Genomic DNA, 16448 nt, shown 5'->3' with positions numbered 1-16448 from the left:
ATAAGTACTATTTAACAAGTAAGTATAATAAATTATGTGTTATTAATCAATCTTTCTTACTTAAAATATTTTATTTATTTTTAGAGATGATGATGGGTAACAGTGAATCTTTTATTTTATACTGTGTTATTTATAATAAATAAAAAATTTAATAAATAATTTTAATATAAAATTTTTTTAATTTAGGTAGAAAATCTATATTTTTTATATTTTTTGTCAAATATAAGGGGTACAGAAAAGAACAGTTTTTATTTAATTAATTAATATATGAGCATTTTAAAAACTGATATTTGTATATATTGTTTTGTAAATAATAGTTGTAAATGTTTTATTTTTTAGGAAAAAATTTTCTAAATAATTTGTTATATTAAATGATATTATGTAGTTTTTAAAAAATCTGAAGGTCGTTGATACTATGCCGAATAGATGAATATGCATAATATTATAAAATTTATTTTTAATATGTAATTAATAAAAAAAATCTAGTATATATATAATATATATGATGTTTTTATGTTAATTAAATAAAATATAGCTGTAATTTTGATTTTATAATTTTTTAATTTTTATGGTGTTTCATTTTTTATTAATTGGATTTTTATAACCTGCATGAGGCAATCTTCTCCCATCTAACCAAGCTGAATTTTCATGCATTTCTAGACGACCATCAATAAACCATTTGATAACACGCGGGTAGATGATATTTTCTTGATATTTTACTCGCATTTTTAGGGTATGTTCAGTGTCATTGTAAAATATTGGGACTGTTACTTGTAAAATAATCGGTCCATTGTCTATTTGTTCAGTAACAAAATGTATAGAGGTTCCGTGTTGTTTTTCGCCATTTTCTATTGCGCGCTGATGTGTCTTAAGACCTGGATATTTTGGCAGTAAGGAAGGATGAATATTAAGTATTTTCCCAGTATAGCATGTAACAAACTCTATGTTTAATATGCGCATATAACCAGCTAATACTATTAAATCTGGATTATAAATTTTCACTGTTTTGATTAATATTTTATTAAATAATTCTGATTTTTTGTATCGTTCTTCTTCTATTATATGAGTAGCAACGTGAGCGAGTTCTGCCCGCTTTATAGCAAAAGCATTAGAATTGTTACTAATAACAGCTGCTATCTTGCTAGAGATCTCTGTAGTAAGATGAGCATTTAATATAGCTTGTAAGTTAGTACCATATCCAGATACTAGTATGACTATTTGTTTCATGGGTTAATTACTACACGAGTATTGGAGGATGAGGCTTTTATAACTCCGATTTTCCAAGCTATTTCACCACAATCAGTTATTTTTTGTAACGCCTTATCTGCTAATGATGGATGTAATGCAATTATCATACCCACACCACAGTTGAAAGTATGATACATATCAAAACGACTAATATTTCCAGATTGTTGAATCCACTTAAATATTTCTGGCCATTTCCAGGTAGATTCATTTAAAATCGCTTGAGTATGATTTGGCAGGACTCTGGGAATATTATCCCAAAATCCACCTCCAGTAAGATGCACAATAGCACTTACTTCTATTTCTTCAATCAAGGTTAGGATATTTTTTACATAAATTCGAGTTGGTCTCAATAGGTCATCTATTATAGGTTTTTCTTTTATGTAGGTTTTTTGTATATCAATATTATTATCATTGATAATTTTATGAATAAGAGAATATCCATTTGCATGTGGGCCACTGGAGCTAAGTGCGATTAATACATCACCATCCGTTATTTTTTTTCCATTAATAATTTTTTCTTTTTCTACTATTCCAACACAAAAACCTGCTATATCATAATCTTCATCGTTATATATTCCTGGCATTTCAGCTGTTTCACCACCAATTAGAGAGCAACCTGATTTTAAGCACCCTTTAGTAATACCATCGATAATAGAAGAAATGGTTTTAATTTTAACATGACTAGTTGCATAGTAATCTAAGAAAAAGAGTGGCTCAGCACCTGATACGATTATATCATTTACACACATAGCAACTACATCAATACCAATTGTTTCATAGAATTTAAATTTCATTGCTAATTTCATTTTAGTACCCACTCCATCTGTACTGGATACTAAGATTGGTTCGCGATACTTTTGTGGTATAGCACATAAAGCTGCAAAACCACCTGGTCCTTCTATTACTTCTGGACGAGATGTTTTTTTTGCAATTTTTTTAAGTTGTTTTACAAAAATATTACTTTTATGGATGTCTACCCCTGAATCTTTATAGTTAAGAGGATCTTTATTCATAACAGCTTTTTTCCTCATTCTAGACATGTAATAGATTTTTAACCTAATATAAAACTAGCATAATTTTATTTTTATTGCAGTAATATCTGTTCGTTTTTATTTGCTACATATGTTTTTATAGAGCACTGACATTTAATTATTTTTTTTATTTTATTAAGTATATATTGTAATTTAAATTTAAAAAAAGATATTTTAATGATGTATTTATTAAAATATTACGGTCAGGATATAGATAAAGATCTATGTTAAATTTTAAGTTAATTGTATTGTTTTGGAGTTTTACTGATAATAAAATCTAATGAGCTTGGTCCCAGTTTTTACCCACTCCAATATCTACACGTAGCGGTACATCAAGATTTTCACTATTTTCCATTATGGAGCAAATCTTTATAGATGCTTCTTTTACAGTATCTATTTGTGCTTCGAAAACTAATTCGTCATGTACCTGCATAATCATTTTAAATGCTGGATGTTTTTGTTGCAAGAGCCATTTATCAATATTAATCATAGTTCGTTTAATTATATCAGCTGCTGTTCCTTGCATTGGCGCATTAATAGCTGCGCGTTCTGCAGCTTTTCGACGCATAATGTTTTTATCTTGAATATTTGGTAAATACAAGCGACGACCATATAGTGTAGAAACATAACCATTTTCTAAAGCTTGTTGACGGGTGTTTTTCATGTATTGAAAAACCCCAGGATATCGATCGAAATAACAATCTACATATATTTTAGCTTCTTTGACACTAATATGTAGTTGACGTGCCAAACCAAAAGGACTCATGCCGTATATTAAACCAAAATTAATTGTTTTAGCGCGCTGTCTTTGTTCTTTGCTAACTTTTGAAAAAGCAATTCCGAATACTTCTGAGGCTGTAGCGCAATGAATATCTTGTTCTTTAGAAAATGCTGATAGTAGTCCTATATCTTGTGAAAAATGCGCCATAATGCGTAATTCAATTTGTGAATAATCTGCAGCTATAAGACATTTGCCTTGAGCGGCTGTAAATGCTTGCCTAATACGACGTCCCTCACTGCTTCGAGCTGGAATACTTTGTAGGTTTGGATTACTAGAAGAGAGACGTCCGGTTACTGTCACTGCTTGGTGATAAGATGTATGCACTCGCCGAGTCTCTGGGTGAATCATAAGTGGCAATTTATCTGTGTAAGCTGATTTAATTTTAGATAAACTACGATATTCTAAGATTACCTTTGGTAGTGGATGCTCTATTGCTAGCTTAGAAAGCACCTCTTCACTTGTAGATAAATTACCATTAGCTGTTTTTTTAAGTGATTTGAAACCATTTTTATAAAATAAGATATTTTTTAATTGTTTTGGTGAGGCTAGATTAAATGATTCTCCTGCTAGCTTGTGTGCTTTTAATTCTAGTTTAATGAGACGATCACCAATTTCTTGAGAGCACTTAGATAATAAATGTTGGTTAATTAAAACTCCGTGTTGTTCTATACGCGATAGTACAGGAATCAGTGGCATCTCAATTTGTTCAAATATACGCTTAGGGCCTTGTTCTTTTTCTAGCTCTTTCCACATTTTGTAATGTAACTGTAATGTAATATCTGCAAGGCTAGCTGCGTAATGAGTTGCCGTTGCAAGAGATAACTTACTAAAGGTTAGTTGATTTTTACCTTCTTTAGTAATTTCAGCAAGTAATGTTAAATCATAACCTAACCATCTTTGTGCTAATGTATATATATCATGCCCATTGTTTATACTATTTAATGCATAAGATTCCAGTTTTGTATCAAAGCACATGCCTTTTAATTCAATATTGTGTCTTTGTAAAACGCCTCGATCAAATTTGAGATTTTTTCCAATTTTTGCAATTTTTGTATTTTCTAAAAGTGGTTTTAGGGCCAAGAGGACATCCTGGTAGGCTAATTGAGTAGGAGCATTTGGATAATCATGTAATATTGGCAAATAGGCTGCTTCACCTGGTGTCATGGAAAAAGAGAATCCAATAATACTCGTTGTTAGAGCATCTACTGAACTGGTCTCTAAATTTAATGAGAAACATTTACTGTGTCTTAATTTATTTAACCAGAGAGACAAAGTTATTTGGTCTAGAATGGTAAAATAGGTATTTAAAACTTCTGGATTGTATATCTCTGATTTTATTATAGGATTCTTTAAGATAATCTCTTTTGATTGTTTTGAGTTCACTCTTTTATGTGAACGCCATAATTTTTTATCATCTAAATAAGCTGCCCATTTATTTAATTCAAAATTTTTAAATAATGATCGAAGAACATCTATATTTGGATCTTTTAGAATTAAGTGATTACTAGTAATATTAAGTGTCACATCAGTTTTAATTGTAGCTAATTGATAAGAAAGAAAAGCCTCAGCTTTATATTTTTTTAATTTTTTTATTATATTTTTGGAATTATAAATAGTAAGAGATGATATTATCTCTAAATTTTCATAAATAGCTTTAATACCGTTGAATTTTTGTAGTAACGCTATAGCAGTCTTGCAGCCAATTCCCGGCACTCCTGGAATATTGTCAGATGCATCACCCATTAAGGCAAATAGGTCAATTATTAAAATAGGTGGGACACCATATTTTTTTATTATCTCTTCTGGTCCAAATACGGTATGATTCATTGTATTAATTAAATGAATTTTATGTGTTACTAACTGGGCCATATCTTTATCACTTGTGCTAATTAATACGGTGTGACCTGATTTTTCTGCTTCTAATGCTAGAGTACCTATTACGTCATCTGCCTCAACACCAGAAATAGCTAATATTGGTAAACCCATAGCTTTAATAATTTTTTTTAAAGGTTTCAACTGAATGCATAGGTCATCCGGCATTAATGGACGATGACTTTTATATTTTGTAAAGATATCATCGCGAAATGTCTTTCCCTTTACATCAAATACAATAGCAATATGAGTAGGTTGATATTTAAATATTAGCGCACGGAGCATGTTTAACATACCGTAGATAGCACCGGTTGGAAAACCAGATGATGTACTTAAACGAGGACAAGCATAATACGCACGATACAAATATGAAAAAGCGTCAACTAGAATGAGAGAATTGTCTAAAAGATTAGCCATAAGTAGTGCTCACGCTATTTAGAGCGTTTAATTGGATATGGATCATACTACACCAAGCAATGAAAATTAGTTGTAAAGTATTATTGGTGTCTTATCATTGATAATGAATTTTTTATTTACTGAGTATCGGTAAGATTTATCGATTATTTCCAGTGAGATTAGTATATACTGAATTTTTTGATGTGATGTGATATATTTTTTTTCTAAAAGAATTAATTGTTAGACATTTTCTGAAAAATAAATGCATTATTTATAATTAATAAAATTATAGCATAATATTGAAATACTATATTCTATAGTTTTATAGTTATGTTTAACATGAAATAAATTGTGTATAATTTTTTATATTTTTTTATAGAAGGCATAAAAATATGTATATAACTTCAATGTTATATTTTATAATATTTTATGCTAAAAGCATAATAGTATTGAACTTATTTGAGAATAAAAGAGTTATTTTTATCAAATAAGTTTATGATAAAACTCATAATTTGTCAAAGAACAGGTCATATATGTAACAGCTTTGAGTGTATTAATTAACTCATATGTATATTAATAGTATGCTTTTAAAAATTAAGATATAAAATATATTTTTTGTTTTATATAAAATTAAAGATTATTTAATTTTATATTAAAGAAATTGCGTTTTATATACAAATTGTTTGCATAAGATATAAGTATTATTATAGTGAGAAATAATTAATATTTTAAGTAAAAGCTTTGTATGATATGAAAATTTTGAGCAAGAATGTGTTTAAAATACTAGAATTGTTTTAGATAGACAGGTAGGTAAGTAATTAAAACAAGAGTTATGCTATTATAAGCTTCAAGAATTATGTAAACTACAAAAATTAGATATAGAAATAAATATTAATCATATGCTAAAAATTTTCTATATTTCTTATAATTTTAAATAATAACAGTAGGCGTACGTATATTTAATTTTACCATATTATATATTATATAAAAAATATTAATCTGGTAGATAATCAGTGATTATTTTATTTATTAGTGGTTATTTATATTTAAATTATGGTTGTAATAAGCCCAGATGATAATTAGGACCCCTGAAATTATCATTGGGATAGATAGGATTTGCCCCATACTAATACCATAAAATAAACCAATCTGTGGATCAGGTTGTCGAAATAGCTCTACAGTAATTCTAAAGATGCTATAACTAACTAAAAATAATCCAGACATAGCGCCAAGAGGGCGATTTTGAATTAAAATAAATAAATTCAGAATGATAAATAAAATAAGACCTTCTAAGATAGCTTCGTATAACTGAGAAGGATGACGTGGTAACACTCCATAATTTAGAAGTAGTTGTTGCCATTCTGGATGAATAGCCGCCATTTTAATATCTTCACTGTAGGATCCAGGAAATAATGTGGCCCATGGCAAATGAGTGTTAACTCTTCCCCATAGCTCACCATTAATATAATTCCCGATCCGTCCTGCACCTAGACCAATTGGAATAAGAGGGGCTATAAAATCAGATATTTGAAAAAAATGACGCTGTATTCGATGAGAAAATACCCACATTCCTATAATAACCCCTATTAAACCTCCATGAAACGACATCCCGCCATTCCATATTTTAAAAATAGATAAAGGATCACTTAGTAAAACAGGAAAATTATAGAATAGCATATACCCTAAGCGACCTCCAATAAATACCCCAAAAAAGCCAACGGATAGTAGATCGTTCACATTTTCTTTAAATAAAAAATTTTTGCACTGACTAGCTCTTTTAACTGCTACCCAGCGAATCAATATAAAACTTATTAAATATATAAGTCCATACCAGTGAAATGACACTGGTCCAAGTGAAATAATAACCGGATCGATATTAGGAAAAACTAAATAAGGATTATTCATCGTTGGTTTTTAAAATAGTTGGTTTATAAATTTATTTTATAACTTTATACTGATACTGAAAATTATGCATTATTTTAATACTGTATTATTATAAAAATATAGAACGCCTGAAATAGTAATTAATGATAAGAAGTAATATTATTCAATATATATTTGCATTCAACTATAGATATTTAAAAGGTTGTATCTAAAATAGCAGAATTGTGTTTTTATCCTATTTTATAAATATATCAGTTTTTAGCATTTTGTATAATAATTTTTTTGGAGTATTTGTGCTCCACGTGTAGTACCGATAATGGCTATATCAGCTCCACGTTCAGCAAATAATCCGACTGTAACCACACCTGTTAAGGAATTAATAATTTTTTCTAGCTGAACTGGATTTCTCATGTTTAAATGATATACATCAAGAATAATATTACCATTATCAGTTATGACGTTCTGTCTGTGCTTTGGGCATCCTCCAAGTTTGATTAATTGACGAGATACATAAGAGCGCGCCATTGGGATTACTTCTATTGGAAGAGGAGCATGACCAAGTATTTCTACTTTTTTCGAAGAGTCTACGACACAAATAAAACAGTCTGCAACAGCTGCAATAATTTTCTCTCGTGTTAATGCTGCTCCACCTCCTTTAATCATTTGTAACTGATCGTTAATTTCATCTGCACCATCAACATATAGAGGGAGCAGGCTAACATCATTAAGATCAAAAACAGGGATGCCGTATGCTTTGAGTTTAGCGCTTGAAGTTTCTGAACTAGATACTGTTCCAGCAATCTGATTTTTGATAGATGCTAAAGCATCAATAAAGTGTGCAGTAGTTGAGCCAGTTCCTACGCCAATAATAGTTCCTGACCTAACGTATCTTAGCGCAGCCCAGCTAGCAGTCTTTTTTAGTTCATCATGCACCATTGTATGAATGTTCCATTTCTGCTACTACACGTGTATATTATTTTTCCTTAATAAAAGGAATATTGTACAATTTTAAGTACTGCTAATAGAAATTAACTAATATGGCATATAATTACAGTATTTAGCTGTATGGATCGAGAAAATAAGAATTCTTAATGTTGTTATACAAATTATATATTTAATATTTATATTGATTTTTATTCAATATATATATTTTATATTGAAATATGTACAGATCATTATTTAACTTATATCAATACAAGTGATTTCTTTATTTTAATTTATCTGAATTACACTTAGTGATAGTATATAATATAAATTTTGTATGTCAGTTAGATATGTATCATATTTATCCTGAATTAGTATTTGATTGATATGTATTATCTATACATATTTTATAGGGTTCAGCTCAATATATGTTCATCTAATTAAATTTCCAGATTATTACTAAATATTACATGCTAATTATGACCTGTGGAGGTTAGGTTTTCTAGTGTAGAATGATCTTACAAATCTTAAAATGTGACTGTTGTATTTTGTTTTTAAAATATAAAAAAATGGAAAAGTATAGAATACGATAGAAAATTAGATCAAATACTTAGTAATTAGATGGGATATATGACGTGATATCGATCAATAACGGATATAAAAAATCGTTTAGGTTTTTTTGATTTATTTCTAATAGTTTATACGTGCATCTGATAATAATAACAAAAATTATCACATATCCATTAAATGATGCGCCATACATTTCAATGAAATGTTTTATTTTTTAATAAATCAATCCAAGAATATTCTCATAAAATAATAATTTGACTGTATATTTATTTTTTTGTGCAGATATAGAGAATGTAGAAATCTTATGGCATATACTTGATAATATCAAGAGATATTGATTATTTATTAATAGTGTTTTTTATTATTTAGTTTTTGTAATATCTACCATTTGAGGTAGAAGTATATATTATTAACCTTATTTTTGGTTCGCTGATAATAGAGATTGTTTAACTATTGTATAATTTATGCATTAAGACCCTTAATGAAAATATTATTTTAGGTTAATTTTTAATTTCATGGTTGTACTAAACATGTGTTGAGGAGTTGTTGCCTGCTATAAATCATTTTTATTGAATAATTTTATAGTTGAATAGATACTTTAATTGTTTATTGTAATGCAAGAGTCTTTTAGGCGCATTCAATATTTTACAGAACTTATATGATATCATTCAATAGTGTATATTTTTTATGTATAGCTAAACAGAATGATTATATTTTACTACTGTAATGCTGAAAAAATGCATGCATTAGATGAAATCGTATTAAAAGTGCTTTTATTAGATAATAGGCATCTATTTATGAGATTATATAAAAACTTCTGGAGAATGAGAGTTGACAAACTATCCTGATGAATATTGGATGAAACGCGCTATTTTTTTAGCAACTAAGGCTATGCATCAAGGCGAAATTCCAGTTGGTGCTGTATTAGTTCTTTATGATCAGGTTATCGGCGAGGGATGTAATCAATCTATTGGGTCTAATGATCCTACCGCGCACGCTGAAATAATTGCATTACGACGTGGAGGCCAAACCGTAAAAAATTATCGACTCTTAAAATCAACTTTATATGTCACGCTTGAGCCCTGTATTATGTGTATTGGTGCAATAGTTTGTAGTCGAATTAGCCGATTAGTATATGGAGCTTGTGACACTAAAACGAGTTCACCATGTTCCTGTCTGAATTTTTTTTCATACCCCGGAGTTAACCATTATATTCAGATTACTTATGGCATATTATCAGGACAATGTTCAAGCATTCTAAATGATTTTTTTAATAAAAAAAGAGCAAAAAAGACCCTGAGAAATAAAAACCCTATGTAGTTTTAAAGATTCTCTTTCTTTATTTTGTAGGCAAGGTAAATAGAATAATGAAGGATATATATATTTAAAAGATTTTCATTTTAATTGTTAAAATGATTTAGATATTGTAGATAACTCATCCAGTATTAGGACATATCAATGATTTTTTCTATAGAGTTTTTATATGAAGATATTTATCAAAAATAATCAAATTTTTTGATCGAGATACTAGGAAAGAGCAATATTTTTAAGTGTAATTTTTACTATACTATATATTCAAACAAAGTATCTTTAAAGTATGTAAGATAATTACTTGTTAATTACTTGCTAAATTATTGCACGGTAACTTATATACTAATTTAGAGATATATGTATCTTTATTTATAAAATATTTATAGTGATCTTAAAAATATACTTTATGAAAAATGTTTATAAAAAAGTATCAGTAGAATTTTTTAATCTGAGTTTATTTTTTCGTGCTTCAGTATATAATTTATACTTATATAAGAAAAATTTTTTTATATTTATAAAAACAATCTTTACAAATCGTTACCAGGTCAATAGTAAAAATTAATAAATTTATTATAGATACAATTTACACACAAATGTGAAATATAAAAGAATATTACCATTTTAATAATAATATAATAAAAATTATACAGTAAAATTTATAAGTATATTGCTTACTATTGTTATTTTGCTTTTATTAAGATTTTATATCATCTTCATATACCTAATATACCTATACCTATACCTATACCTTAATAACTTCTTCAATTATATTTAATGATTACTACATAATATAATCATAATGTTAAAAATTTTATAAAATTACTAGAAGGTAATAGGTGATAATTATTTTGTGTACAATAAAGTTCGAAATTCCAGAATAGAATAATAATCCTATCTTATTTTATAAGATACTACATGTTTATCTGAGATATTACTTTCACATTAACTTAATTAAAATTCAGTCATAGTTATCTCGTGATGTATTCCAGTATAGGATTTACTGAAAAGATTTTAATACTAAGAGGATTATTAATTACTTATAGTCATCAGACGGTCTGTGTGTATGAAGTTGTGAGAGTGGTACAATAAATGAGTAAATTATGCCAACCTAAAATGATTAAAAAAATCATCCTCATGCTATCATCATCAACATGATATATATAATTCTGTAAATATAGAAAAATAAGAGCGTAAAGAATCTTCAATAGTCAATGTAAATTGTTACTACTGAAAGTTGTGCGAGACAAGATAACTCAAAATATTCTTATAATTTTCGTATGTATAATTTTATGGGTATGTTTCAATAGTTAAAAATATGTTTTAGCTTAGCCAAAAATCTATAATATGGCACATGTTTCCTCTATAATAGCCAGATGGACACTACATAGATCTGTGAAAAAGAGAGCGTTTATTATGATGGAAATTCTACGTGGTCCTCCGGCTTTATCGGTAAGCGCGGTAAAAAAATTACTTCGAGACTTTCAGAAGGCTAACTTTCCGATTAAAGAAATTTATGCTGAATATGTTCATTTTGTTTATGTAAGCGAGCCGCTTACTATAGATCAAAAAAAAATTCTTCAGCATCTTTTGTGTTACGGACCTTCTGTAATGCAGAATACTCCAGCAGGGCATATGTTTCTAATTACTCCGCGTTTAGGAACTATTTCAGCATGGTCTTCAAAAGCGACTGATCTTGTCAAAAACTGCTCTTTAACTCAGATTATACGTTTAGAACGTGGTAAGGTTTTTTATATAAAATCTCCTGAATTGGCAAAATATCAATGGGAAGAGTTAAAAATATTATTGCATGACCGCATGATAGAAACTGTTTTAACTGATCTTGATCAAGCTGAAGTGTTATTTTCACAGCCTGCTAAAACTTCTGTAAAAATTATCGACATACTTCATGCAGGGCGAGATGAATTAGTGAAGATTAACATTAGGCTTGGTTTGGCTTTATCAAATAGTGAAATTAATTATTTAATGGCTTTGTTTGCTAAGCTCAGAAGAAACCCGACAGATATTGAGCTATATATGTTTGCGCAAGCTAATTCTGAGCACTGTCGTCATAAGATCTTTAATGCAGAATGGATGATTAATGGTAAAAAACAGGCTAAATCATTATTTCAAATGATACAATATACTTTTAAGCAAACTCCGGATTATATTATATCTGCTTACGATGATAATGCAGCAGTTATGCAAGGATATAATATTGGTCAATTTTATGCTGATCTGGAGGGTATATATCGCTTTCATCAAGAATTGACACATATTGTAATGAAAGTAGAAACACATAATCATCCTACAGCGATTTCTCCATGGCCAGGTGCTGCAACTGGATCCGGTGGTGAAATTCGTGATGAAGGTGCTACTGGACGCGGGGCCAAACCTAAAGTTGGGCTTTTAGGGTTTTCAGTATCTAATTTACGCATCCCAGGGTTTGAGCAGCCATGGGAGGAAAATTTTGGTAAACCAAATACTATTTTTAGTGCACTAGAGATTATGATTGAAGCCCCATTGGGTGGAGCAGGTTTTAATAATGAATTTGGTCGACCTATACTTAATGGTTACTTTCGAACTTATGAAGAGCGGGTGGATAGCCATAATGGTAACGAGGTACGTGGTTATCATAAGCCTATTATGTTGGCAGGAGGCATGGGGCATATTCGCGCAGATCATGTTTCAAAATATGCAATTAAGACAGGCGCTAAGATTATTGTTTTGGGTGGACCGGCAATGAATATTGGATTAGGTGGCGGTACAACCTCTTCAGTAATCTCTGGACAATCTAATGTAGATCATGATTTTTCATCCGTGCAACGTGCAAATCCTGAAATGGGGCGTCGATGCCAAGAGGTTATTGATCGTTGCTGGCAACTAGGATTACAAAACCCAATCTTATCTATTCATGATGTAGGAGCTGGCGGGCTCTCTAATGCCGTACCAGAAATGATGCGTGATGGTCGATGTGGTGGAAAATTTAATTTACGCACAATCTTGAATAATGAGTCGGGTATGAGCCCATTAGAAATCTGGTGTAATGAGTCACAAGAGCGTTATTTGATAGCTATTGATGCTAAAAGCATCTCACTTTTTAATGCCATATGTCAGCGCGAACGTGCACCATATGCAGTGATTGGAGAGACAATAAAGGAGATGCATATATCATTGTTTGATAGTGATTTTGGAACTACCGTTATTGACATGCCTCTTGATCTTTTATTAGGTCATGTGCCAACAATAATGCGGAATGTTTGGAGTCTGCAATCACCAGGCAAAAAACTTATTCGAGATCATATATCTATTTCTGACGCAGTATACCGTATATTGCATTTACCTACAGTAGCAGAAAAGACTTTTTTGATTACAATTTGTGATCGCTCCATTGGTGGTATGGTGATTCGTGATCAAATGATTGGCCCATGGCAGATACCAGTGGCTAATTGTGCGGTGACAAGCGCTAGTTTATCACGAGATTGTTATTATGGTGAAGCAATGGCGATTGGTGAACGCGCTCCAGTTTCTTTGTTGAATTTTTCAGCCTCTGCTAGATTAGCCGTTGGTGAAGCAATTACTAATATTGCGACAACATGTATTGGTTCTATGGCCCGTATAAAACTATCAGCAAACTGGATGGTTGCGGCTGGTCATCCAGGTGAAGAAGCAGGTCTTTACTCTGCGGTACAAGAAATTAGTGAAAAATTATGTCCAGAGTTGGGGATTACTATTCCAGTAGGTAAAGACTCAATGTCTATGAAAACGCACTGGAATCAGGATAGTATAGAACATGAGGTTACCGCTCCTTTATCCTTAGTGATTACTGCTTTTGCTCGTGTAGAGGATATACGAAAAACAATAACACCAGAGCTCAAGACTTGTGATAATGTGCTATTACTTATTGATCTAGGGGGTGGCTATAATGCCCTCGGCGCTACAGCTTTATCACAAGTTTATCGTCAGCTGGGAGATCACACTTCAGATATACGGAGTGTACCACAATTAGCAAATTTTTGGTCTGCTATCCAATCACTTCTTTCTCAAGGGTATCTCCTTGCTTATCATGATCGGTCAGACGGCGGATTGTTAATTACACTTGCAGAAATGACTTTTGCTGGGCATTGTGGGGTCGAGATTGATCTTAAAAGTCTTGGTCATGATGATTTAGCGGTTTTGTTTAATGAAGAACTTGGTGCAGTAATTCAGATAGCTGCTACTGATATATATTCTGTGAGCAAAATTCTAGATGAGCATGAGCTGAGTTCTTCTGTGCATGTACTAGGTAAGGCCACAAGCGGTGATTGTTTTAGAATTTCTAGAGGTTCATCAATACTTTACAGTTATAGCCGAACCGCCTTACGCGCCTGGTGGGCAGAAACTACTTGGAAAATTCAGCGTCTTCGTGATAACCCAGATTGTGCTGATGAGGAACATGCAGGTAAATTAAATAATTGTGACCCAGGATTAAATGTTTTTCTTACTTTTGACCCACAAGAAGATATTGTTTCTTCGTTAATTGCTATGGGGGTCAGGCCGAAAGTAGCAGTCTTACGTGAGCAGGGTATTAATGCTCATGTTGAGATGGCGGCTGCGTTTCATGAAGCGGGTTTTGAAGCAATTGATGTTCATATGAGTGATCTTTTATTAGGTCGTTATTGTTTACAGGATTTTCATGTTTTAGTCGTATGTGGAGGTTTTTCATATGGAGATGTTCTAGGGGCAGGTGAAGGATGGGCTAAGTCTATTTTATTTAATAATTGCTTGAGAGATGAATTTACAGAATTTTTTCAGCGCAAACAAACGTTGACGCTAGGTGTATGTAATGGTTGTCAGATGCTTTCTAATCTTCGTGAGCTTATACCTGGCAGCGTAGACTGGCCTCGTTTTGTGCGTAATCAGTCAGAACGTTTTGAAAGTCGATTTAGTTTAGTAGAGGTTACGAGTACTGCATCACTTTTATTAGATGGTATGATTGGTTCGCGTATTCCAATTGTAGTAGCGCATGCCGAGGGTTATGCAGAGATGCGTAGCGCCATGCAGCTACAAAATTTAGAAAACAAAAGGTTAGTAGCACTGCGTTTTATTGATAATTTTGGTAATATAACAGAGAAATATCCAGCTAATCCAAATGGTTCGCCAAACGGAATCACTGCGGTAACTAATGAAAGTGGTTGTGTTACGATCATGATGCCACATCCAGAGCGTGTATACCGTAGTATTACTCATTCTTGGCACCCAGAGGAATGGGGAGTGGATGGCCCTTGGATGCGAATTTTTCGTAATGCTCGCAAGCAGTTAGGTTAAGTAAATTACATATGATGAAATGTTTGTTTCGGTTGATCGTAAAAGTGTTTTTTATATAAAATATATCTCGTATAGCTAAGTATTCTTTAGTTTTTTATTAAGAATAAATTATACTGATTTTTATAAACAGATAAATAGTAACCTTTTTGCAAGATCAGGTTAGATATAACGTACGAGTTACATAAAAATTGACATGAGTAGCATATAGTTCTAGGCATTATAATAAATAATTACGCAGTTTTGTTGTCTTCATATGGAGAATTTTATGGTAACAATTCGTTTGGCACGTCATGGGGCTAAAAAGCGTCCATTTTATCAAGTTATTGTTACAGACAATCGTAATGCGCGTGATGGTCGTTTTATTGAGCGTGTTGGTTTTTTTAATCCTATCGCATCAGGCCATGCTAAGTCTTTACATTTAGATTTAGAGCGCATTAATCTCTGGGTTAATCAAGGTGCATCATTATCTAATAGGGTGCATAAATTAATAAAAAAAATAAAAAAACACAATAATCTCATAGAGCAAACAAAATGAGAGTACCTATAAGTACTAAGTGTCCTTTTCACCCATTAAGTATGGGTGTGATAGGTTCTGCTTATGGTATTTATGGTTGGGTAAAAGTTTTTTCCTACACTGAACAAATTACAAATATTGTCCATTATCAACCTTGGTTTACTCAGAGAGAAGGTCAATGGTATCTTCTGGAGTTAGAAAAATGGAAGAAGTATAAAAATCAATTAATTATAAAAATAAAGGGGATTGATAATCGTAATCATGTAAAAGAAAGACTGACTAACTATGAAGTGATTGTAGATTCAAAACATTTGCCAGTACTTTCGAATGATGATTTTTACTGGAAAGATCTTTTAGGTTGTCAAGTGATTAATACAGAACACTATGTTTTAGGTAAAGTTGTACAGATTATCGAAACTGGTGCAAATGATGTGCTCATTGTTCATGCAAATGTAGAGGATAAAAGCTATACAACAGAAAGGTTTATTCCATTTATTGAGAAAATAGTAATTAAGAGCGTCAATATTATGACTCGTATAATTTTTGTAGATTGGAGCATAGAGTTTTAGTAATATGATTTGTATCATCTTATATAAGATTTTATTCTAGAGAA

At 31.0% G+C, this 16448-nt stretch carries 9 protein-coding genes; 4 read left to right on the top strand and 5 right to left on the bottom strand.

The genetic code is table 11. The features are described from left to right. Positions 1-576 precede the first annotated feature (576 nt). From purN to rpiA, 5 genes are all read right to left on the bottom strand, one after another. The gene (purN, locus tag ERCISPPA3004_RS00085) at positions 577-1227 is read right to left on the bottom strand and encodes a phosphoribosylglycinamide formyltransferase (RefSeq protein ID WP_157990121.1); all 651 of its coding nucleotides are present in this window, start codon (positions 1225-1227) and stop codon (positions 577-579) included. Further along, complete coding sequence (gene purM / locus ERCISPPA3004_RS00080) at positions 1224-2261, bottom strand: phosphoribosylformylglycinamidine cyclo-ligase (protein ID WP_415017138.1); 1038 nt, start codon at positions 2259-2261, stop codon at positions 1224-1226. The genes purN and purM overlap by 4 nt, the downstream gene beginning before the upstream one ends. A 295-nt stretch (positions 2262-2556) precedes the next feature. Further along, positions 2557-5349, bottom strand: a complete 2793-nt coding sequence (gene polA / locus ERCISPPA3004_RS00075) for a DNA polymerase I (protein ID WP_157990120.1) — start codon at positions 5347-5349, stop codon at positions 2557-2559. A gap of 1008 nt (positions 5350-6357) precedes the next feature. Then, entirely contained in the window at positions 6358-7233 is an 876-nt protein-coding gene (lgt, locus tag ERCISPPA3004_RS00070; protein ID WP_157990119.1) for a prolipoprotein diacylglyceryl transferase, read from the bottom strand. 237 nt (positions 7234-7470) lie between these two features. Next, positions 7471-8148, bottom strand: a complete 678-nt coding sequence (gene rpiA, locus ERCISPPA3004_RS00065; RefSeq protein WP_157990118.1) for a ribose-5-phosphate isomerase RpiA — start codon at positions 8146-8148, stop codon at positions 7471-7473. Positions 8149-9537: 1389 nt separating this feature from the next. On the opposite strand from rpiA, the gene tadA reads away from it, so the two are divergent. From tadA to rimM, 4 genes are all read left to right on the top strand, one after another. Next, complete coding sequence (gene tadA, locus ERCISPPA3004_RS00060) at positions 9538-10026, top strand: tRNA adenosine(34) deaminase TadA (protein ID WP_157990117.1); 489 nt, start codon at positions 9538-9540, stop codon at positions 10024-10026. Positions 10027-11430: 1404 nt separating this feature from the next. Further along, on the top strand, positions 11431-15321 hold the full coding sequence (purL, locus tag ERCISPPA3004_RS00055) for a phosphoribosylformylglycinamidine synthase (RefSeq protein ID WP_157990116.1): 3891 nt from the start codon (positions 11431-11433) through the stop codon (positions 15319-15321). Between the two features lie 265 nt (positions 15322-15586). Then, positions 15587-15856 carry a 30S ribosomal protein S16 gene (rpsP, locus tag ERCISPPA3004_RS00050; RefSeq protein ID WP_157990115.1) on the top strand — a complete coding sequence of 90 codons (270 nt, stop codon included), beginning with the start codon at positions 15587-15589 and terminating at the stop codon, positions 15854-15856. After that, positions 15853-16404 carry a ribosome maturation factor RimM gene (gene rimM, locus ERCISPPA3004_RS00045; protein ID WP_157990114.1) on the top strand — a complete coding sequence of 184 codons (552 nt, stop codon included), beginning with the start codon at positions 15853-15855 and terminating at the stop codon, positions 16402-16404. Before rpsP ends, rimM begins: the two co-directional genes overlap by 4 nt. The last annotated feature ends 44 nt before the right edge of the window (positions 16405-16448 follow it).

The organism is Candidatus Erwinia haradaeae (genome assembly GCF_900698995.1).
Lineage (GTDB): Bacteria > Pseudomonadota > Gammaproteobacteria > Enterobacterales > Enterobacteriaceae > Erwinia_E > Erwinia_E haradaeae_C.
Note: the sequence above shows the minus strand (reverse complement) of the source record. Positions and strands in the feature narration are given on the sequence as shown.